Consider the following 24,959-nt stretch of genomic DNA (forward strand, 5'->3'; position numbering starts at 1 on the left):
GCAACACCGAGAAATTAGGCTTTTTTATATTGAATTCCTTAACGTTGTAAATCCGCATTTTCCTGACGCTACCCCTATATTAGGTTGCGCATGCATTGCTAAAATAGGATTAAGCCGGGTAAGATATAATTATTTTTCTAAATAGTCTACTTTATAATTATTTAATCCGTATATTTTGTTTTTAGGGATAATGATTTTGTTTAGTGTTATACATATTTCTTTTCTACTGTATAAACCTTGTCTCCTCCATGAATAATAAACAAGGGATCTAATTTAGCTGCTCTTTGTAATAAAAGTTCGAATTCACCACCCATCTTAAAACAGCTACCTTCAGGTCCGTTGCATCTGCTGTCTTCAAAAAACACAAAATTAAATTTATTCTTACAGTGTAATTTTTTCATTCATTCTTTCAGTAAATATTCTGAACGTCCATGTAGTGTCATAAACATCTTTTCCTTTCATAAAAATCAATAATCTATCTTTTTAATTACATGAAGATTAATTGTTAAGTTAATCAAAAAAATAAAGGTTCTATAATGAATCTTGAGAAGCAAAAATAATTGAAATCATTTGAGTATAGAGATGAAAAACTTAGATGTTGGGAACTTGTTTTTTGTGGCATCTTCAACCAGTGATGTATAGGTGCATCTTCTATGCCTCGAGATATCGCTATCCAAACTTTCTTTTCACACAGTGGGCTTATTTGGATTTTAAGTGATTTGATATGAGATTTATTGTGTTAGCGCCTTTACTAATTTTTATTGTATATAAGATAAAATGAAGGAATGGTGGAAATGAAATGTCTTTTTAAAGTTATAACAATTGCGCTTATAGCTGGGGCTATCAGCGGTTGCTCTGAGTTAGCGGAGATAGAAGAAAGAGGCTTTGTAGTAGGTGCCGCTTACGATATTGTTAAGGAAAAGAAATCTAATCCAATTATGAAAGGGACGTATCAAATGGTACTTCCCAGTAAGTTAACGCAAGAAGGTGGAAAAGGCGCAGGGAATAATTATATTGATGTGAGTGCAAAAGGAGATAGTGTGTTTGAACAAATACGAATAATCGCTAAAAAGATTAGTCGTACTTTATTTTTTCCACATATACAAGTAATCATTTTTTCTGAAGAATTACTATCGAATCCAAATGTTTTACAAAATACGTTAGATGTATACATTCGAGATCATGAAATGAGAAGAAATATTCGTCTATTTGTTTCTGAGAAAAATGCAGAAGCAATCTTGAAACAAAATGCAAAACCAGAAAATTTACCGGCACAGTATATTGATATGCTAGCTGAACACCCTCCTAAAAATGCTCAGATGGTTGAGGCAGCAAGAATTGGTGACGTGCAGGAAAAGATAATTTCAAACCGAAGTTTTGTACTACCTGTCTTAAAACCTACAAAACAGGGGATAGAAATGGATGGGGCTGCGTTGTTTCGTGGGAAGGATAACAAGTGTGTTGGAATGTTAAACGGCGAACAGACAGTGGGAATAAACTTTATAATCGGTGAAAAATTAGGAGGTTATTTTACCATACGTAAAAAGGACCAGCTTATTACATATGAAATTCATAAGCTACACCGAAAAATACAGGTATTTACTGAAAATACTACAAAACCGAAGTTTGATATTCATCTATTTCTCGAAGGTGCTTTAGCGGAGTTGCATTTTAGTGATCATAAAAAATTCATGAATGAAAAACGCTTAACGAAGGATATTTCAAAAGAGGTGGAACAAAGGATTCAAAAATCAATAAAGCTTGTTCAAAAAAAATATAAGGTAGATGTATTAGCGTTAGGAGAAGTATATAAGCGGCATAATTATAAAAAATGGAAGAAAATACGTAAGAATTGGGATCAAGGCGAAAATTATTTTAGTGATGCCCAAATTAATGTTCATGTTCATTCAATAATTGAACATTCAGGTTCAGCTTTACCCAAGAAAGTAAAATGAGTTAATTTGATTGGTTACCGAATTAGATATTAGCTGCCAAATATCAATACTAGCTATACCCCGTATTATATATTTTATTTTCATAACTTCGATTGCTTCATATACATTACCTGTATTTCTTACATAAATTATATAAGTGAACAAGCTTTTACACTTTTCTTTCAATTTCACCTTTTACTTTTCTTAATATTTTCTTTTCAACTAAAAAATTGACTGAATAATTTTTTATCAGAGGTTTGAAATAGATTAAGTAACTAGAGGTACCATGTCAAAAAAGCTTGTAATTTGGATAACATCCAAATTACAAGCTTTTTATTTTTTATTTAATTACTGCCACCAAATCCAAGCCCAAAGGTAATTTCTTATATTTCGAGGAGTAATGCGAATGAAGCGTTCACCGTCAAAGAAGCAATTTAAATTTGGAAGTGTTTCATCTGGATTTTCTGGAACAAAGGTGACGATGTTCTCGTTACTTGTAACGGTTACTGTAATTGGTGGATCGGTAGGCGAGACTTGAAGTTGTAACGAAATATTGGCCGTATTTTTAAACTCATTATTAACAGGTGGACTTATTACTTGTACTGTGAATAACACGATAATTGTTTCGTTTGGCTCTAAATTAGTGGCAACTAGGAAACCGATATTCGGATTCGCTAGTGGAGAGCGTTCACCGTTAATAAAGACAGTGCCGTTTATAAATTGTAAACCTGCTGGAATAGTATCTTGTAACGAAATATTTGAGAGTGAAATTTTGGAAGTATTTGTAATGCGTACCGTGTAATCAAAATATTGATTTAAATAAGCTGAGCTGACGGAAGCATTTTTCGTGACTGTTGTAGTTATAAATTGAACTGGTATACGAACAATATTTGAATTAACAATGAAAGTAATAATTGGATCCTGTGGTGTCAATTGAAAAGCAGCGGTAACTGTTGCAGAATTTATAATTGTACTGTTTGAAGGAATAGAAGTTACGAGGACTTGAAATGTTATAGTTGCTACTGTACCTGCAGATAAAGAACCAATATTAATACCAGTGTCTGGACGAACATTTGGAACCGAAGTACCGTTAATAGTTACGCTGTTTTCTATAAATGTTGTACCAGCTGGAATTGTGTCTATAACAGAAGTACTAATTGTCGGAATTGTGGAATCATTAAATACCTCTAATGTGAATGTAATAACATCTCCTATAACGACGATAGATTTGTCTGCTGTTTTCTCAATGTTAATTATTGGCTCGATTAATGTTGTTGTAACGGTATTTGTTTGCTTTGTAATTGTAATAGGTGGTTCATCTGGATCAATGATAACGGTATAGGAAACAGTAGCATCGTTATTAATTGTAGGTTGAAGAGTAGAAGAAGATATTGTCACTTGGAACGTAATAATGACAGAGTCATTATGAGCAAGATTTCCTAACGTAATACCATTTTCCGGATTCTCATTAGGCTGATTGATTCCGTTAATCGTAACACTACCAGCAACAAAAGTCGTATCTATTGGTATGGTGTCTATAACAAGAAGGTCTTCAATCGTTACATTAACGCTATTCATAATCGTAATTGTATACGTTAAAGTTTGAGCAGGTAAGGCATTCGTTACATCAACAGATTTTATGGCAATGACATTATCATTTTGGACAGTAGTTGTGACGGTATTTGTTGTAGTCGTATTTGTAACGGGTACGTTATTTGGGTTGACTATATAGTTAAAAGTAGTAATTGCGTTGTTGTTTAGTTCATTTGGTGTTGGAATAGTAGTCACAGTTACTTGGAATGAAACGATAGCATCTCCATCTACAATTATAGTACCAATTGGTATGCCGCTTACTGGATTCACTCCTGGAAGAGTTTCTCCGTTTACAATGACGCTATTTTCTATAAACGTAGTACCTTGAGGAATAATATCTTGAATGATTACATCATTTACTGCAACATTACCGGTTTGATTTAGTGTAATCGTATACGTTAACGCATCACCAACCGTTGCAAATGCAAGGTCAACAGTTTTATTACTATTCAAAGTCGCATGATTAATTGTTGTTACGGCAGCTGATGAAATAATAGTTTCGGTAATAGGCGGCTGGTTTGGTAACGTGTATTGGTATTCAATTGTACTCGTATTAGAGATTGGATTTGTTTGCGGAATTGAAGTAACCCGTACTTGGAATAGAATAGTTGCTGTCGTATTAGGCGGAATGTTATCAAGTTGTATCCCGCTAAGTGGATTATCATTTGGACGAGCGCTTCCATTCACAATAACACTATTCTCTATAAAGCTCGTATTTGCTGGGATGATATCTGTAACGATAATATTTTCCACTTGTATATTCCCATTGTTTGTGATGGAAATAGTGTAAGGGATAATCGTTTGTAGGTCAGCGTATTGGATAGGCGTTGTTTTTGTTGCAATTATATTAGCAGAAATAACTTCAGTGAAGGTAATATTACTAGTTGATATTTGTTCTTCGCTATTAATTGTATAACGAGAAGTGGATTGATTTTGAATACGACCACTAGCTGGAAGCGCTACGACAGTAACAGAAAATGTGACTGGGATAGAAATGTTAGGAGCAATCGTTCCTAACAATATACCGGTACTTGGATTGGCATTAAGCTGCGGAATGTTATTTACTAAAACGCTACCGTCTATAAAGGTTGTTCCACCAGGAATATTGTCTGTAAATACAAGAGCAGTAGCATCCGTATTCCCTGTATTTGTTAAAGTTGTTGTATAAGTTAAAACATCACCAATTGTTACAGAAGTCAAATCAACAGTTTTAAGTGAAACGATATCAGCATCATTAATTTGAACGAAAGTAGTGTTGGAAGTAGTCGATTTTTGAATTGGTGCAAAGTCAGGGTTGAAAATAAAGTCGTAGACGATGTTTGCAGTATTAGGTGTTGGGTTTGCAGCAGGTAAATTCGTAACCGAAACTTGGAATGTTATTGTAGCTACTTGACCTGATGTGATATTCGGGATGGAAAAGCCGATATTCGGATCTGCTGCAGGAAGTACAGTGTTGTTAACTGTTACACTCCCCGAAATAAATACTGTTCCATCTTCTATAATATCAGTAAAAAAGATGGAGTTAGTTGTAGTGGATCCGTTATTTTGAATGAGTACTGTATATTCAATAGTTTCATCAATATTAGCTAATACTGTATTAGCGGATTTTGTAGCGATAAGAATGGCATCAATAAATTGTATATTTGTAGTATTGGAAGATGTCGTTTCTGAAATTGGTGGTAAGCTTTGGTCTGGCTGATACTCATAGTGGATGACGGCGATATTATTCATGTTATTTTGAGAAGGTATCGAGTCTACATTTACTTGGAATGTAACGATAATTGTATTGTTTGGAAGGATAATATTAAGTGAGATTCCGGTACTTGGATTTTCGTTAGGTCTTGGTATGCCATCTACAAGAATGCTATCTGGAACGAATGTGGTGCCAGCAGCGATTGCGTCAATTAGGAGAGTATTTGTAATAGGTACTGTACCAGCATTTGTAACTGCGATGGTATATGTGATAATTTGACCGATGCGTGTAATGGATCTGTTAGCAGATTTAATTGCACTAACATTTGCTGTACGGACTTCCGTGTTTACTGTATTTGATAATGATCTACGCTGAATAATTGGAGAACTAGGGTCAATTTGGTATTCATATGAAGTGTCTGAGATGTTAATGACTGTATTGTCTTCAGGTATATTTGTAAGTTGTACTTGGAATGAAATAGTGACTGTTTCATCTGGTTGTATCGTGCCGAGAGTTACTCCATTTTCAGGATTCGTACCAGGCTGAATGACATTATTTATTGATAAGCTATCTTCAATGAATATTGTCCCTTCTGGAATGTTGTCAATGAACACCGTATTGTTAGCTGGAACCGTTCCGATATTTTGTAGTGTATTTGTGTAGGTAATAAATTGCCCGATGGAGACGAAAGTTACATCTGCGCTTTTAACGGAAATAATATTCGCATTTTGAAGTGATGTTGTAACAATGTTAGAATTTGCAGAGCGATTCACTGGTGGAGCTGTAGGAATACTTATATATTGGTAAGTTACTGAAGATTGATTTACAATTTCGGTTTCAGTAGGTGGATTATTTGTTTGTACTTGAAATAGTATTGTTTTGGAACTGTTTGGTGGAATCTTTCCAATTGGTATTCCGTTTTCGGGATTTGCATCAGGCTGAAGTACACCGTTAATTGTGACACTGTCGAGAACGAATGTAGTCCCAACTGGAATCGAATCTGTAAAAATAATATTTATTGCGTCAACATTGCCGCTATTTTTCACTTCAGAAATATAAAGTATAGTTCCGCCAATATCTACAGTTATTGGATTGGACGTTTTTGTAATTGTTAATTGTGCTTGCACGAAATTTGTAATGACAATATTACTTGTAGATGTTTCAGTAATAGGCGGTTGCCCTGGATCTGGTTGAATTGTATATGTTGTATTAGATTGATTTGTAATCGATTGTTGCGAGAATGGATCGTTAATAAGAACTTGGAAAGCAATAAGGTGAGTAGCGTTTGCTGCTAGGTTAGGCAAAGTAACACCTACATTTGGATTGGCACCAAGTATAGTTGTTCCGTTAAGTGTAAAACTATTGTCTACGAATGTAGTCCCTTCTGGAAGCGTATCTGAAAATATGAGATTCGTAGCTGGAATATTTCCGGTATTTTCTAGCGTTATCGTATAGGTCAAAATATCACCTGTTGTTGCTTGTTGTGCATTGACTGCTTTTAAAGAAAGAACATTCGCATCCGAAATTTGTGTGAAAGCTGGATTAGACGTAATTGTTCGAGAGATGATAGGAGCAGTTGGATCAGCGATAAAAGTATAGTCAATACGAGCTATATTAGAAATTGGATTCACGCTTGGAATGGATTGAACGATAACTTGGAATGTGACGGTGACGATTTCCGAAGGTGCAATGGAGTTTAATGAGATCCCTACGTTTGGATCAGTACCTGGAGCTGAAACACCATTAATGGTCACACTATCCGGAATAAATGCAGTTCCCTCTGGGACCAAATCTGTTAAAGTAACTGTATTTGCAGTTGTATTCCCGTTATTTTGAACGACTACAGTGTAAGTGATTGTACCGTCAGTAGACTGTACGAGGGAATCTGTATTTTTAATTACAGATAGTGATGCATCAACGACAGCTGTATTAACCGTATTAGATGAAGATGTTGCTGTAACTGGAGGTTGACTTGGATCGACAATATATGTGTAACTTGTAAGTGCTTGATTTATAATTGCTCCTTGTGGCGGAATAGAGTTTGCAAGAAATTGGAACGTAATTGTAGCAGAATCACCTGGTGCGATAATGCCAACTGGAATACCGAGAGTTGGACTTGCATCTGGAAGTGAAATTCCGTTAAGCGTAACACTATTGGGAACAAATAATGCCCCTTCAGGAACACCGTTAATGAGTAATACCGAGTTTGCAGGGAAGTTTCCAGTGTTTGTTAATGTTGCTGTATACGTAATTATATCTCCGATAGATACAATTGTTCGATTTGCTTCTAAAACCGTTGTAACAGTAGCATTATTAATTTGTGTAGAAGCACTATTAGAAGTAATTGTGCCTGTAACAGGAGGAGAAGTCGGATCAACAAGAAATTCGTATTGAACGGATGCAACGTTTGTAATTGGGTTTGAAGGCGGAGTAGATGTAACTATGACTTGGAAAGTAACGGTTAAGGAACTGTTCGTACTAACGGTTCCGATATTAACTCCGTTATTTGGATTTGCACCTGGAATGGTACTTCCATTTACGGCAAAACTATTTTCAATAAAGGTCGTTCCAGCTGGAATGAGGTCTGAGAAATTTACATTCGTAGCGTTTGTACTGCCGCTATTTTGTATTAAAACTGTATAAGTGATCGTGTCTCCAATATTCGCAAAGGCTGTACTAGCAGTTTTTACAGCTGAAAGTATTGCTGAATGAATAGAAGTAACGAAGACGTTCGTTTCCACATTGCCAGGCTGAGCCTGTAATGCATTGCCTACGTTATATTGGAAGTTAACAAATGCTAAGTTTTGGAGTTCAGGTGTGAATGTTGATGGATTGCTTACGATTTGAACTTGGAATATGATTGTTACAGTTTGATTTGGAATGATCGTATTTATGCCAATACCGCTGGTAATAGAAGTGGATGGTAATGGAGTGCCATCAACAATAACGGATCCGGCAACAAATTGTGTCCACGATGGTATCGGGTCTGAGAAAATAACGTTATTGGCAGGGATATTTCCAGTATTCGTAATTGTAGTTGTATACGTAATTGTATCACCAATCGTTGCAAAAGCTTTATCACCGATTTTAGTAGTAGTTAAAATAGCACTTTCAATTGTTGTGATAACACTATTTGAAGTAATGTTTTTTGAAACAGGAGGATTATCTGGATTAACGATATGCTGAAAGCTAACGCTAGCTTGATTCGTAATTGGATTAATAGCCGGGATTTCATTTGAAGTAATATGAAATTCTACAATGGCAGATTCGTTTGGCGCGATATCACCAATTGGGACACCTGTAATGGTGTTTGCATTTTCGATAATAGTTCCATTAAGTGTAAAACTATTTGGTTCAAAGGAAGTTCCGTCTGGAATAACGTCGGTAAAAATAACATTCGTTGCATTAACATTTCCGCTATTTGTAATTGTAACGGAGTAGATGATATCTTGCCCAATATCTACTGTTGACACATTTGAATTTTTTTGTGCAGTAAGAATAGCACTATTAATTTGTGTTGTCGTTGTATTAGATTGATTGGAAGTTGTAATAGGTGACTGGTCTGGATCAACAATATAACGATAAGTGGTAAGAGCTGAATTAGAAATAGGGTTGTTGATTGGTAGGGTTGTAACGGTAGCTTGGAATGTGATAATTGCTGCAGTACCACCGTTAATTGAACCGATATTTACACCAGTAGATAAATCAGCATTTGGAATGGTTTGCCCATTAACTGTGAAACTGTTTGGAACAAAAGTTAAATTGCTATCAAGCGTATCGATAACGGTAACATCAGTTGCAGTCACATTCCCTGTATTCGGGAGGTTAAGTGTAAATGTTATTGTATTACCAACATCCGCAAAAGTAAGATCTGTTGTTTTTGTACTTATAATATTCGCGTTGTTTATTTGAAGAAGCGTAGTGTTGGAAGTAGCCGCACTTAATACTGGAGGATTAACAGGATCAACAGTAAACTCATATGTTGTTGATGCTGTATTTGGTGCTGGATTAATAGGGGGAATGCTGTTCACTGTAACTTGAAAGACGATACTATATATTTCATTAGGCGGAAGTGTTGCAAGTAATACACCTGTATTTGGATTCGCGTCAGGTTGTAAAACACCATCGACAGTTAATGTGTTAGGAACAAATGTGACTCCATTTGGTAATACATCTGTGAATACAATATTAGTTGCATCTGTATTTCCTATATTCGAAATAGAAGTAGTGTAAAAAGCAGTTTGCCCGATATCTGCAAAGGATACACTTTCATTTTTCGTCATGGATAATAGTGCTTCTTTAATTTGCGTTGAAACAGGATTGCTAATTGAAGTTTCTGCATCAGGCGGTGAGACTAATTGGTACGATGTTGATGAGAAATTTACAATGGGGTTTTCAGTTGGTAATGACGTTACAGTAACTTGGAACGAAATTGTTACTGTAGTCCCAGCTGTTATAGTTCCGATATTTACACCGTTCACTGGATTTGCACCACTTTGAAGAATTCCATTAATAGAAAATGTGTCTGCAATAAATGCTGTTCCGCTCGGTACGGTATCTGTGAATATAACATTTTGCGCAGATGAGTTTCCATTGTTTGTTAAAGCGACAGTATAAGTGAGTGTGTCTCCAATACGACTAAAGGATTTATCGACTTGTTTTAATGAAAGAATGGTAGCTGTATTAATCGTAGTGAACACTGTGTTTGAAGTAACGGTCCTTGAAACAATAGGGGCATTAGGATCAGCGATAAATGTGTAAGAAGCAGTAGCGGAATTGGCAATAGGATTTTGGGCTGGTGTAGAAGTAGCGGTAACTTGAAATGCTATAGATATTGAGCTGTTAGGAGCAATTAATCCAATTGTAATACCTGTATTAGGGTTGAGCCCGATTTGTGTGATGCCATCTATTGTAACGCTATCAGTTATAAACGTCGTACCATCTGGTATGAGGTCAGTGAAAGTAATATTCGTAGCGTTTGTATTACCGCTATTCGTTAAAATTGTCGTATAGGTAATGGTATCACCTAGTGTTACAAGTGTTTGATCTACAGATTTCACCATCGTTATCATAGCATCTAGTACCGGGTTTGTAACGATATTTGTTGAAATAGAAGTTGTAATAGGAGTTCCGTTTGGATCGACAGTATAAGAATATAAAATTGTGTCATTACCCATAATCGAATTTGAAGGGGGAACAGAAATAACATTTACTTGGAAAGTAACAGTTACTGTTTCACCCGGTGCGATATTTGGTATAGTTACTCCCAGTGCTGGTTGTGCACCAGACTGCTGAACGCCATTTATCGTGAATGAATTTGGTATAAAGGTAATGCTAGCTGGAATAGCGCTTGTGAAAGTAATATTCGTAGCGGCTGTATTTCCTGTATTTGTAATAGTAGTTGTATACGTAATCGTATCTCCAACTGAAACGATAGATTTATCAGCACTTTTTTGGGTTGTTAAAATTGCACTATTAATAGTTGTCGAAACAGCATTAGATACATTCATTTGTGATACGGAAGGTTGGCTAGGGTCGACCACATGTGAAAATTGTACAGAACTAGAATTAGAAATTGGATTTATACTTGGAATATTTGTAACAAGTACGTTGAGAGTAATCACAGCCGTTCCGTTTGGATTTATATTTCCAATCTGAATCCCGTTAGCTGGATTTCCGATCTGCTGTGTACCAGAATCGTTTGTAAGAGTGCCAGATATGAATGTCGTTCCGTCAGGTAAAATATCTGTGAAAATTATATTTTGTGAAGTAACATTTCCAGGGTTACTTAATGTAATCGTATAAGAAATTGTATCGCCAATTGTTGCGAAAGTTTTATCTACAGATTTAACAAGTGTAATTTCTCCGGAATTTATTTGTGTCGAAACCGGATTGGATGTCGTACTTCTTGAAACGAGTGGTAAATTAGGTCCTGTCATAAATTGATAATCAATAGAAGCGCCATTTACAACTGGTGAGTTTGGCCCCCCAGGTCCAATTGTGAAAATTGGATTTGGAATGCTAACTACTTGCACGCGGAAGGTAATGTTTGTAAAATCTCCTGCAATAATATCCCCAATTGGTACCCCATTCGCTGGATTTACCCCAGGTAATAAAACCCCGCCTACTCGAACGCTATCCGCTATAAACACTGTATTATTTGGAATCGGATCTGTAAAAATGATATTCGTAGCAGTTGTGTTTCCTATATTCTCCAATAAAACAGTATACGTTAAAAATGAATTTCCAGGTGCTACGTCAGAAAATAGTCGATCCACACTTTTCGTTGCTTGAATAATCGCTTCGTTAATTTGAACTAAAGTTGGATTACTTGTAGCTGTTTCTGTCACCGGCGGCTGGGTAGGATCAACAATGATCGAGTATGTCGTGCTAGACTGGTTCAAAGTTGGATTTGTAACTGGTATTGAGCCAACGATAGCTTGAAAGCTAATTGTTGTCGTTCCTCCAACTGGAATTGAGTCTAAAGAAATCCCGCTATCTGGTCTAAATCCAAGTTGTGGGATGGTATTAATTTGTACGCTATCAGGAACGAATGAAAGTTCAGGTGGTAATATATCGATAAAAACAGGTGTGTTTGCGGTAGTATTTCCGCTATTGGTGAGGGTAGTTGTATACGTAATTGTATCTCCAACAGCAGCAAATGCACTGCTTGCAGTTTTTGTTGCGATAACGGAAGCAGTATTTACTTGTGTAAAAGTTTTATTAGATTGAACTGTTCGTGAAACTGGCGGTTCATTTATACCTACAATAAAGCTATATTGAAGCGATGATTGGTTTGGGATTGGATTCGGATTTGGGAGTGATGTAATGTTTACTTGAAAACTGAGTGTAGCAGATGCATTTGAATTCAAGTTGCCAATATTGATACCATTTTGTGGATTTGCATTAGGAATAGTTGTTCCATTTACCGTAAAACTGTTTGGAATAAATGATGTACCATTTGGAATTACATCTGTAAAAATAACATTGTTTGCGGTAGTATTACCGGAATTAGTAATGATAGCAGTGAAAGTCAGTGTATCTCCAATAGTAGCAAATCTTGAATTGACAGTTTTATTTATAGAAAGAGTTGCATCAATAATTGGCGTAACCGTCGTATTCGTAACTGTACTACCAACAGCGGGTGATTGGTTTGGATTTACGGTATATTCATAATTTACAAGAGCATTATTTGTTAATGTGCCACTAGGTGGTATCGCTAAAATTTGTGCTTGAAAAGTAATGAATACAGTATCTCCTGGGGGAATATCTGCTAAGTGAATACCAAGTGATGGATCTAACCCTGGCTGCGGAATATTATCGATAGTTACAGAGTTTGGCACAAATGAGGCGCCTGCACCGAGTCCATCTGTTAAAACTGTAGCGCTAGCAGGGATATTCCCTGTGTTCGTAACTGCAATCGTATAAGTAACGATATCCCCAATTGCAGCTGTCGGTGTATTCACTGACTTCGTAGCGACGATTGTAGCGTTATTAATTTGAGTTGTTATTACGTTACTTAACGCATTGGCGGACGCTGGAGGTAAGTTAGGATCTATGACATATTGGTACGCTGTATTGCTTTGGTTCGGGATTGGATTTGGACTAGGAATGGAATTTACTATTACTTGAAATGAGATTGTTGCACTTGTATTAGGGTTTATTGGATCAATTGCAATCCCACTTGCTGGATTTGTATTAGGGAGTGTATTCCCATTTACTGTTACACTATTAGGAATAAATGATGTTCCGTTTGGAATTACATCTGTAAAAATTACATTTGATGCAAGTGTGTTCCCGTTATTCGTTAAAGTAGTTGTATACGTAATAATATCATTTACGTTAGCAAAGTGTTTATCTGCCGATTTTACAGCGGCAATCGTAGCGTTATTAATAGTTGTCTGTACGGTGTTAGAGGCCACCATCTGCGTTACAACTGATTTGGATGCGTCGTATGTGTATTGGAATGTAGTGCTCGATTGATTCGTAATCGGATTTGGACTAGGAATAGTTGGTACAGAAACTTGGAATGCAACAGTACGTGATGAATTCGCTCCTATCGTCCCAATTAAAATGCCATTAGCAGGGTTTGCATTTGCTATAGGGACACCGTTAATCGTTACAGTATTAGGAAGGAAGATGGTACCAGCTGGAATGATATCTGTAAACGTTACGTTAGAAGCAGGGATATTGCCGTTATTTGTTAAAATTGTTGCATACGTTATGACAGCGCCAACATCAGCGAAATTTGTACTTGTTAGTTTTGTGGCAACAATATTAGCAGTATTAATTTGCGTCGTTACTATATTGCTAGTAGCGTTTCTGACAACGGCAGGTAAACTTGGATCTGCGATAAAGCTATATTGAAGTGCAGCGCTATTTTGAACTGGATTTGGTGAAGGTAAACTATTTGCACTTATTTGAAAAACAATCGTTGTAAAACCACCTGAAGGAATGGAGCCGACTTGAAGACCGGTACTAGGGTCTGCACCTTGTTGTAAAGTACCACCTATAAAAATACTATTTGGTACGATAGTGGAGCCATTAGGGATTATATCGGTAACAATAACATTATTTGCTGTAGTATTGCCAAGATTAGCTAAAGAAATTGTATATGTGATTGGTTGCCCGACATCGGCGATAGTTAAATCTACTTCTTTGACAATCACTACATTTGCTAAATTAATTTGTGTACTTACAGTGTTACTTACAGATGTTTCTATAGTTGGTGGATCGCCCGGATTTAGAATAAAGCTATACTGTGTACTAGATGAATTTAATGTTGGATTTTGTGTTGGTAAAGAGGTGACGGTTACTTGATAAGAGACAGTAAGTGAGCCATTAGCAGCAATGGAAGGTAGTGGAACACCTATATTTGGATCTGCGTTATTTTGAAGTACACCATTAATAAGAAAAGTATTTGGAATAAAGGTAGTACCGTCTGGATTCGTATCTACGAAAGTAGGGCTATCAGCAGAAACACTTCCTGCATTCGTCAAAGTAACAGTATAAGTTAATATATCCCCTACGGTAGCGAACGCTCGATCCACTGTTTTGGCTGAAATGACATTTGCATCGTTTACTTGAGTAAATGTAGTGGTTGAAGTAGTGTTCTTACTTACAGGTGAAGTGTTTGGATCAACGATAAAGTTATAGGAGATGGAAGCGCTATTTGAAATAGGGTTTGGATTTGGAATGCTAGTGATTACTACTTGGAATGAAGCTGTAATTGTAGTATTAGCATTGATGCTACCAATATTGATGCTAGCTGGTGTAACGCCTGGCTGAGTAACACTGTTAACTATAACGCTGTTTGGGACAAAAGCGGTTCCATTCGCAATTGAATCAGATAGTAATACATTGTTCGCTGCAACATTTCCATCGTTAGTAAGAGCAAAGGTGTAAGTTAATACATCACCAACTTCCGCAAACGTTTTATCTACAGATTTATTAGCATGGAGATTTGCTAGTCTAATTGTTGATGTAACAGAATTAGAATTTGCTGTTTTTGAAGTCGGTGGCAAACTTGGATTTACAGTATATAGATAAGAAGCGAAGGCGTTATTAATGATAGGATTTTGGGTCGTAATATTGATGACTGTTACTTGAAAGGATAAGGTGAAAGTAGCTCCTCCTGGTATTGTACCAATAGGTACGAAAACGAGTGAATCTACATTTTGTAAAACACCGTTGAGTGTTACCGAACCTGGTGTTAATATCGTTCCATTTGGAAGTGAATCTGTTAGCTGTACGTTAGTTGCAGCTGTATTTCCACTGTTTGTAATAAGGATTGTATAACTTATCGTTTCGCCAATTGTGGCAAATTGTTTGTTAGTTGATTTTGTTAATGTTACATTCGCATTATTAATTTGAGTGGAAACGAGATTAGAAGAAATGTTTTTTGTAACTGGTGATTGGCTAGGGTTGACGGTATATTGATAAGAAGCGCTTGATCCATTAAATACGACGTTTGACGCGGGTATTGTATTTACTACTACTTGAAATGAAACATTTTTTGTTGTACCAGTTGGGATGGATCCAATGTTCACACCGTTAGCGGGATTTGCGCCCACTTGTGTCGTGCCATCAATTGTTACACTGTTGAGAACAAAAGTTGTTCCAGTAGGAATGACATCTGTAAAAATAACATTGTTTGCATTCGTATTACCTGTACCTGTAAAGGAAACGGTGTACGTTAGTATATCACCAATATCTGCAAAATTTTTATCTACTGCTTTCGTCATTGTTACAGTAGCATTATTCACTTGAGTGGAGACAATATTCGTCGTATCAGTCCCGCTTACTGCCGGTTGATTTGGCACAGGAATGTATTGATAAGTTGTTGTACCACTATTTAATATGGGATTTGTTTGCGGGATAGAAGGAACGAATACTTGAAATGAAACCGTAGTCGTAGAATTAGCAGCAATAGATCCAATTGATATACCAGTAGCGGGATTTGCGCCAGCTTGGGTAACTCCGTTCACAGTTACGCTCCCTGGAATGAAAGTAGTCCCGCTAGGAATCGGGTCCGTATATATAACATTTGTTGCAGCGATATTTCCTATATTAGCTAAGGCAATACTGTAAGTTAGCGTTTCACCAATATCGGTAAAAAGTTTATTAACTGATTTTGTGCCATTAATATCTGCGAGGTTAACTTGTGTTCCAGCAGAGTTGCTTGTTGCAAGACCGTTAAAGGTCGTTCCACCGGCGATTGGTGTATATTGAAATGTAATATTAGCAGTGTTAGAAATCGGATTTGGATTTGGCAGAGAAACGACAGTCGCTTGGAAAGTTACTGTACGAGAAGCACCATTATTGATTGTTCCAAGAGATATACCAGCGGCAGGATTTGCATTTGTTTGTGGTATGTTATCTACCATTACAGTGCCAGGTATAAAGGAAGTCCCATTAGGGAGAATGTCTGTCAAAATAACGTTATTGGCGGGAAGAAGTCCGGTATTAGGGATAGTAACTGTATAAGTGAGAATGTCTCCAATTGTAGCTACACTTTTATTCACGCTTTTCGTTGCTTGTATATTAGGTGAGTTTATATTAATTTGTAAACCGACTGTATTTAACATGTATGCATCTCCGTTAGTTGTTAAACGGATTGCGGCAGATACTTGAGAATTTGTTAAATAGGGAGAAATATCAATGGAAGTAATGTCCCAGCCTTGTCTTCCTGCAGAGATGTTTGTACCTGAAGAAGCACTTTGATTTCGCGTTCCAAATGTCCCTGTTGTATCTAAGTTTCCTGCAGCATTATTAATTTGGGAACCGAAGAAATTATTTATGGCATTATTTGGTCCGGATAAAGCGTTTAATGAACTGAAATTTGGTCCGAATAGAGCCTGATCCCCAATTAAATCAGCATCCCCTTCGGTAGAACTCAAAAATAATCGTCCGCTTACAGGTCCTCCGGAAGGTGTTAAAAATCCTGAAACAGCTACATCTGCACTACCGGTATCAGCAGAAACACGGTTACCCGCTACATAAATGGTTAAGTTTCTTGCTGGCAATGTCCCATTTTGATAAGCGACAATGAGCGTCCATCCAGAAGAATTGATAGCCCCATTAGAAGCATCTAAAGGATCAACAAGTCCAGGGACAGAGCCAGTTGTATAAGAGCCAGATCCAGCAGCTTGAACGAGAGATGTTACATCTGCAGAACGTGTATAGAATCCAAATGTGACAGATCCAGAAACGAAAGTTTGATTTGAAGCTGTAACAGCCGAAGGGGTAATTGGGTATGTTGAAACAGGTGTAGTAAAAGAAACAGGGTTTCCTAAAACACTCGTAATGTTTTGATCACGAGATAAATAGTTTCCACCCCAAACGAGTTCTGCGTAAAGAATCGTACTACCAGCAGGGATATTTAATACAGCGGTAGAACTATTTTGTGTATAGTTTAACGTTGTACCAGCAGGAAAAGTAGGTACTTGTAAAGCGGTATTCGTAGTTACGAATGCACCAATTGCCCCGATTGTACCAGCACGGTTTTGGTTACTAATTTTACTTAAACCTAGTGTGTTCCCTGTAATCGCAAGTGCCCCGTTAGTAGTGGTAGAAAATCGATTCGTAATGGGCATTTTTTCACCTCATTTGCATATAGTTTTGGTCAAAATACGATATGCATATAAACAATCAAAAGGAACATGTATAATTGAACTATAAATTCCTTCCTTAATCATTGGAAGGAATTTAATAGTAACAAGGGCTATTTTTAAATCAGTTAATATTAACATTAAAGGAAACTCCAGGGACACAAACATTGATTTATAAAACTGCATTTGTTCCTCTATTTTGTTTATTTTGACTTTTGGATAGCACCACATGCCCATCAACTTAAGAATTTAGAATTACCCCAAAATGAAAAAAATAAGCTTTTTGTTACTTAATAACGGTGTGTCTGTAGCCCTAAAAGGGGCATTTAATTATTAGAATATAATTATTACATTATCGCATACAGTAAAACATATATTTAATAATAGGAAACAGGATTAATACCTTAGCTAAATTTAAATGATTCGTACTATATCTATCAAGAAAAACCTATTCAAGATTAATTAAAATTCAATTATCTGAGCTTTTTTCAAATCAGCAAACCATTCACCTATTATATCGTTATGATGCTTAATAATTTGGGATGCCGATAATAATGTAGTGTCATATGTACTATGCCCATCTTCAACAAGAGTAACATCATACCCTAAGCTATATGCACGTCGACACGTCGCATCTATACATATTTCAGACTGAACGCCTGTAATCACAATGTGTTCGATGTCCCTTTTATTCAATTCTTGTTGAAGACTTGTTTCATGAAATGAATCAGGGTGGTTTTTTTCAAGAACGATATCTTCAGATAGTGGAGCTACAGATTCATGAATTGCCCATTCCGGATTTCCATGCTCTAATAAAGATCCTGTTTTCCCATTAAACTTCATGTAAAAAATAGGCGCTTGGACAGTACGAGCTTTATGGATTAACAATTGAATGTTTTTTAATAATTCAATTCCTTTATATAGCATTCTTTCTTCTTTAAATGAACCCACTTGTACATCTATAATAAGCAATGCTGCATAGCCTTTTATCATAAACGACCACCTCACATTTTGATTAAAATCATACAAGTAAAATATGTATAAAATAAGTATCCATTTTTAAAGTATCCAAAATGGATAGAGAATATAAATATGTGGAATCATGAATTTTTTTATCTTCAAGCTAGAAATGAATACATTAATAAAGTTTGTATTGCTTAATGTAGCCTAGAGGTGTTTGAATGTAGTGAATTTCGCACGTACAGTGTTAAGTGGCGCAAAAGATGGAGATAACTTCAAAGTCTTACCTATCGCAACGATGGGGATGAAGAATGACCATAAATAGAACCTGTTGTTTATAACAGGTTCTAATCAGAGTTATAGGCTCAATTACAGGAACTACAGATCTACTGGGGGGTAGTGTAATTCCTGATTAAAATTAAGATATGTTAAAAAATTTTAAATATGATTAATCAAATGATAACTAAACAAAATCGTTATTTTAAAGTGACTCAAAAAAGAGCACAGATATAAATGTGCTCTTAGAGAGGTAGGTTAAGTATCCTATTGGCCATTGTTCAAAGTTAATATATGTACGTTTAACTAAAAAGTGAAAAATAAAAACAGGATAGTTAGAAAAAAGCTAACTGTTTCATTGCAACTTGTAAAAAAGAATGTGGGAGGTTCAAAAAAGAAACTATATATAATTATACAAGTAAAACAGAATTGTACAGCATGAAAAGGAGCACTACATAAGTGAGTGCTCATCGATAAGGAGGTAACTTTTTTAGCTAAACACCCTTCTTAAAGAATATGCTGGAAAAGTGGGAAATAAAACTAAAATATAGTAACTAATGATGTTATGAATAACAATTTATAGGGAGAGGTTTAATGTTGTTATTATTTAAATAATAAAGCAGCTAGCTCAATGAACTAACTGCTTTATTGTCCAACAATAACGATACCCACAATACGTTGTAACTTAAAGTTACAACTATAGTATAAACGGAATTAAAAATATTATGTAAAATTAAAAGTGAGCTAAATAAGGAAACTAAAAAGAGCACTAGGTACAAGTGCTCTTTAAAAGAAGACCCTATGAGTTAATAGCTACATATCCGTAATATATGATGACAAACAAGTTAATATAAAAGAGCATTCAGCAGAAAACTAACTGCTCATTCCTAGAAGAAAAGGAAAAACAAAATTAAAGAAGTCACTGTGAATTCAAGCTGCATCAGCCCATCTATAGCATTGGACATAATGAATAGAAACAATAAGGTCATTAAAACTCACTTATAAAAACGTAAAGGAGGCACTGCTTAAATTGTAGTATCTCCTTTTAAAAAAGTTAAGTTCAGCTTTACTTCTGAAATCAAAACAGATAATAAAGTTGTTTATTTCCTTGTGAAACTAAAGCTACCATATAGTTGAATAATATAAATTGTTTTATTCGAATATATAGTTTTAACATTGACTTTCCGTCCTTATCCAATAACGGAGTAAATTCCCCTGCATATCCACTCAACTAAATAAATGATGAATTCCTATTTCTTTATCTACCATTATTACTCGTGAACACATAATTTAGAATTTTATTCGGAAAAACTCAAAAAGGCAGCTAGAAAAAACTAACTGCTCTAGTAAATACTATGAATACAATGTTTATTCGTATTCAAACTTGGATTACCTATATTGTTAACATGCCCTAAAAATTTATTCAATAAAAGAGCAGTTAGCCCAGTCTAACTGCTCGATGCAGAGGTATTGTATGCCGAGTTATTGATTTTATTCAAGGAATAAAGAAATTGTATTTATTTGAAAAATATAGTTGAAGAATTTTATAGAGAAAATGTAGCAAATTCTATATTACAAGAGATACAAGGTGTAGCTCCAATAGAAGACAGAAGTACGAAGACCTAAACAACTTTCTGAACCAAATTTTAGTAAGGCTTCAACTAATTTAACTGCATTTGAAACAAAACTAAATAGTAAAACCTAATTAAATGTGAAATTCAACTAAAATTTAATTCTACATAAGTAACAAAAGATATTCATGAAAATGGATACTTTCTCTTCTAAAAAGTATCTATTTTATGTCCATGTACAAGTGTAGAAAGACATAAAAGTCTAAACTAAAATCTCACAAATAATTGTTGATAAATAGTAATTACCATATAGCAATAGGATTTGTAAATAATAATCAAACCACATACCTAAAATCTCGAAGATTATACTTTAATGAAAAGAATTCGAGGACTTTTTGCAAAGTACGAAAAATTAGAACGTGAACTTAAAGAAGTTAAATATTGCTTGTTGAAAGCAATATTTGTAGCACATAAGATTAATACGTAAAGCAATTATCTTTATATAATCTTGATATGAATTTTACTTTGTCTTTCTATAAATATGATTTTATCTAAATATAAACAAATTACACTCTCCTTATAAAGCATCGAGGAGAGATAATGATGAATCCATTTAGAAAAACAACCCTGTTTGTATTTACACTATCAGTATTAAATACAAACATTGGTATGTCACATGGTGATATTCCTATATTTACTAAAATACAACCTGCAATACCACAAGAGGAGAATGCAAAATCAGAAGTAGAATATATGAGAAATGAATCAGTAGAATCAGAAAAGGTACTTGAAAAAGAAAATAGGCCCATAGAGCAAGAAAAAGTGATAGTAAGGCCATTGGATGTGCCGCTGATTCTACAAAAACCAGAATTGATGAGAGGTTGTGAAGTAACGAGCCTTGCTATGGTGTTGCAATTTTCAGGTGTACAAGTCGATAAGATGGAACTCGCTGCAAAGATAAAGTCTGTACCATTTCAGGGAAAGGGTATAAAGGGGAATATGCACAAAGGGTTTATTGGGGATATAGCTACATTTGATAAACCTGGACTAGGTGTTTATGTAGAGCCGATTTTAGAATTGGCAAAGGAGTATGTTTCAGAAGAGAAAGTGAAGGATCTAAGTCACAAAGAACCTCAGCAAATATATGAGGCGATAGACAGAGGGCAACCTGTATGGGTATTAACAAATGCCCGTTTTAAACGGTTACCTGATGATGAATTTTATACATGGCGTACAGATGCAGGAGAAATGAAAGTGACATATCACCAGCATAGTGTCGTTGTGACCGATTATGATGAACAATATGTATATATTAACGATCCACTAAAGAAGGACAAACACAGAGCAATTGATCGGAATAGTTTTGAACAAGCCTGGATTCAAATGGGAAGACAAGCGATGACAGTTTCAATGTAAAACGAACGTAGATTGGATGAGAATAGAGATGAAAAAAGTTTTAATAGTTGAAGATGAACAGATTATCCGAGAGACTGTAGCCCATTATTTCTCGCATGATGGATATGAAGTAATTACAGCGGAAGATGGTCAAATTGGGCTAGATTTGTTTGCTGAACAAGAGCATAATATCAGTTTAGTTATTTTGGATATTATGCTCCCATTAATGGATGGATGGTCAGTGTGTAGACGTATTCGAAAGAATTCTAATGTTCCTATTATCCTATTAACGGCACGAAGTGATGAAGATGATACGTTACTTGGATTTGAACTTGGGGCAGACGATTATGTAACAAAACCATTTAAACCGTCTATTTTATTAGCGAGAGCAAAACGTTTGTTCAAAGATACAAATCAACAAGTACAATATCAGGACTGTATTAATTTATGTGGTATTCGCTTAGATAAATCAGCACGTTCTGTTTCAATAGATGGACAAAAAATAGATTTTACACATACAGAATATGAAATTTTACACTCTTTAATGCAACACAAGGAACAAGTACTATCAAGAGAGCAGTTAATCACAAATATTTGGGGATACGATTATGATGGAGATGATAAAACACTAACTGCACATATGCGTAATGTACGATTAAAACTTGGTGAGAAAGCAAAACACATTATTACAGTTGTTCGTACGGGTTATAAATTTGAGGTAGAAAAATGATGAGAAAGAAGATTGTGTTTCAGTTATTTTCTCTTACCTTTTTACTATGTTGCATGATTATCGCAGCTATCTTTTTCGGACAAATGTATGTGATGAAATACTTATATATAGATAAAGAAAAAGAAAATGTTCAGAAGCAATTACAACGGTACTATACATTTTATGAAGCTCATAAACAGGATGAAAATACACTCCAGAGGAAGGAACTCTCGTATGCTAATCAGCAGGGTATTATGATTGCTAGGCTCGATAAAGAAGCCAATATCAAGAAATTACCATCAGGAGATCATTATATAAAAACAGTTGATAAAAATGATTCGAGTCGATCCTCTAAGGTTGTGTTTAATAATTTAATCAATGCAAAGAAAGATATGGATCCTAATTTCAGTATATTAATTACAAGTTTACTCAATAAAACGACTAAACTAGCTATCATGGATACAGTAAGTAAAAGATCGAATAAAGACATAGTGATTCCTACAACATTGAGAATAAAAGGTTATGATGGAAATTTTGTTGCACCTACTTATTATCAGATTGATAAATATATGATGTCTGGTGCTAAAAATGGTATGAAGGTTTTTTCAAAAGAAGAAAGTGAGAAATATTATTTCTTAGAGGGAATTGTAACAGAGATAAATTTCCCAGTTTACTTCAATTCAAAAATGAATAATACATTGTATAGTAATGAGGTGTTTGCAAATCGTATTTTGCAATTTCAATCGGAATGGATCAGCGATAAAGTGAAATTACAAGGAGACGAATGGGTTCAGAATGAAATCAGTATAGATGGAATCAAGTATCTAGAAACGATAAAACCACTCATGCAAAATGGACAAGTAAATGAATTCATTTATACATTGTCTTCGTTACAACCGATTACAAAAGTGACAGATGTAATGAGTGATTATTATATATATTATAGCATTTGTGCTGATTCTATCGCTGGTTGTATGTTTATATTATTCAAGAATTATTACCAAACCATTACTAAAAATTAATGAAGCAACGAAAAAAATAATGCAATTTCAATTTCAAGATAAGCTTTCTATCAAATCAAAAAATGAAATTGGTGAGCTTTCCTCTAATATTAATCAACTCTCAGAAAGAATGGAAGGATATATCAATCAGTTAAAAACAGACTTAGAAAAAGAGAAAAAATTAGAACAGACACGAAAAGATTTCATTGCAGGCGTTTCGCATGAATTAAAAACGCCACTCAGTGTCATGCAAATATCTGCATCTATGCTGCAAGATGGAATCGCGCCTGAAATGAATCAATATTATTGGGAAGCATTAGAAAAAGAAATAGAGAAAATGAATGTGTTAATAGATGAAATGTTGAATTTGGCTAAATATGAATCCGGAACGTACCAAATACAGATGGAGCAGGTTAATATAGGGAATTTAATTCAAAAGGCAGCAAAAGATTTACAAGTTCAAATTAAAGAAAAATCACTACACATCAAATTAAATATAGATAATGTTTGTGTTAAAGGTAAAACACATCTGTTAGAACAGGTCATAACAAACTTGTTTACCAACGCGATTCGCTATACAGATGCGAATCGAACCATTGTGATAGATGTAAACGAGAAACAACATGACGTATATATAGGGTTTGAAAATAAAGGGGCACATATAGCAGAAGAAAACATAGATAAAATATGGGATCAATTCTATAGAGTGGATAAATCAAGAAAAAGAGTATATGGTGGAACGGGTCTTGGACTTTCAATTGTAAAAAATATATTAGATTTACATAATGTAAAGTACGGTGTAACTAATACAAAAGATGGGGTATTGTTCTACTTCCATTTAGAAAAATGGGATACAAAGTAGTAAGATGTAACATTGATATTATAGATTTTACTGTGGTGTTAAAGGCGATTTACATTCATATAAATTATTTTTAAAAAGGTGCGGAGTCAACTGAAATGTACCCTTTAAAATGGACAGTTTAATAAAAAAAAACTGAAAAATCAAGCCCGGAAAAGATGGTTCCGATATTCAATCGGAATCATCTTTTTTAATGTTCACTGATAACGATTATAATTATACCCCTCCATCTATTAATGGTATCTTTAGTAAAGTTGAAGAATATGTAGGCTAAAGCGTCCATAGCGTTGCTTTTTTTGGTTATATAAGGGTAATATCATATAGGAGTAGAGGCCATGCATATTTGCACCAGAACCGGTTAAAATTAAGGTGGTTCAGTTAGAGAAAGGAACTTTATGGTATCATTTTAGCGAGTTTATTTATATTAAACTATATAAATAAGAAGTTGCATAAAGGTAAGTAAATATTATAATTGATTTTGAACCATTTAATCCAACAATAAATGACATAGCGATCAAACTTACTATGGTACTTTTTATACCGTTATTCTTAGCCTTGCTTATCAAAGTCATACTTATGAAATTTATGAGAGAATCGATTGCTGGCAGACTAGCATATCTATCTTGTCTATTTTTTATGTACTATGTATTTAAATTTGTTACAGAGTAGAAAGACATCTTAGGATGTCTTTTCTTTATAAATAACAGTAATGTAGTATTTAAGCCTATACGTTCACACAAGATTACATGTATTTAGTTCTGTATATCAATAAAGTTTTGGAACTTGATTTTCTTATCCAATCAAGTTCCAAAAAACTCTAAACTAAAAACTTATAAAGAATCTTTGATAAATAGCCAT

At 34.9% G+C, this 24,959-nt stretch carries 5 protein-coding genes and 1 pseudogene; 4 read left to right on the forward strand and 2 right to left on the reverse strand.

Annotated elements, in window-relative coordinates; genetic code table 11:
• Nucleotides 1-794 precede the first annotated feature (794 nt).
• A complete protein-coding gene (locus PDQ68_RS23320; RefSeq protein ID WP_000649885.1) occupies nucleotides 795-1,955 on the forward strand; it encodes a Ger(x)C family spore germination protein in 1,161 nt (386 codons plus the stop codon).
• 327 nt (nucleotides 1,956-2,282) lie between these two features.
• On the opposite strand, the gene PDQ68_RS23325 is transcribed toward PDQ68_RS23320, so the two are convergent.
• Both PDQ68_RS23325 and PDQ68_RS23330 read right to left on the reverse strand, forming a co-directional pair.
• Entirely contained in the window at nucleotides 2,283-17,315 is a 15,033-nt protein-coding gene (locus PDQ68_RS23325; protein WP_270787004.1) for a beta strand repeat-containing protein, read from the reverse strand.
• Between the two features lie 477 nt (nucleotides 17,316-17,792).
• A complete protein-coding gene (locus PDQ68_RS23330) occupies nucleotides 17,793-18,323 on the reverse strand; it encodes a cysteine hydrolase family protein (protein WP_000589748.1) in 531 nt (176 codons plus the stop codon).
• A 2,414-nt stretch (nucleotides 18,324-20,737) separates the two neighbouring features.
• On the opposite strand from PDQ68_RS23330, the gene PDQ68_RS23335 reads away from it, so the two are divergent.
• The 3 genes and pseudogenes from PDQ68_RS23335 to PDQ68_RS23345 all read left to right on the forward strand — a co-directional run bounded on the left by PDQ68_RS23335 (nucleotide 20,738) and on the right by PDQ68_RS23345 (nucleotide 24,104).
• Complete coding sequence (locus PDQ68_RS23335) at nucleotides 20,738-21,553, forward strand: C39 family peptidase (RefSeq protein ID WP_001997354.1); 816 nt, start codon at nucleotides 20,738-20,740, stop codon at nucleotides 21,551-21,553.
• Nucleotides 21,554-21,581: 28 nt separating this feature from the next.
• The gene (locus PDQ68_RS23340; RefSeq protein WP_000756749.1) at nucleotides 21,582-22,262 is read left to right on the forward strand and encodes a response regulator transcription factor; all 681 of its coding nucleotides are present in this window, start codon (nucleotides 21,582-21,584) and stop codon (nucleotides 22,260-22,262) included.
• A pseudogene (locus PDQ68_RS23345) lies at nucleotides 22,262-24,104 on the forward strand (sensor histidine kinase). The gene PDQ68_RS23340 and the pseudogene PDQ68_RS23345 overlap by 1 nt, the downstream one beginning before the upstream one ends.
• Nucleotides 24,105-24,959 lie beyond the last annotated feature (855 nt).

The organism is Bacillus cereus group sp. Bc010 (assembly GCF_027716745.1).
Classification (GTDB): Bacteria; Bacillota; Bacilli; order Bacillales; family Bacillaceae_G; genus Bacillus_A; species Bacillus_A pacificus.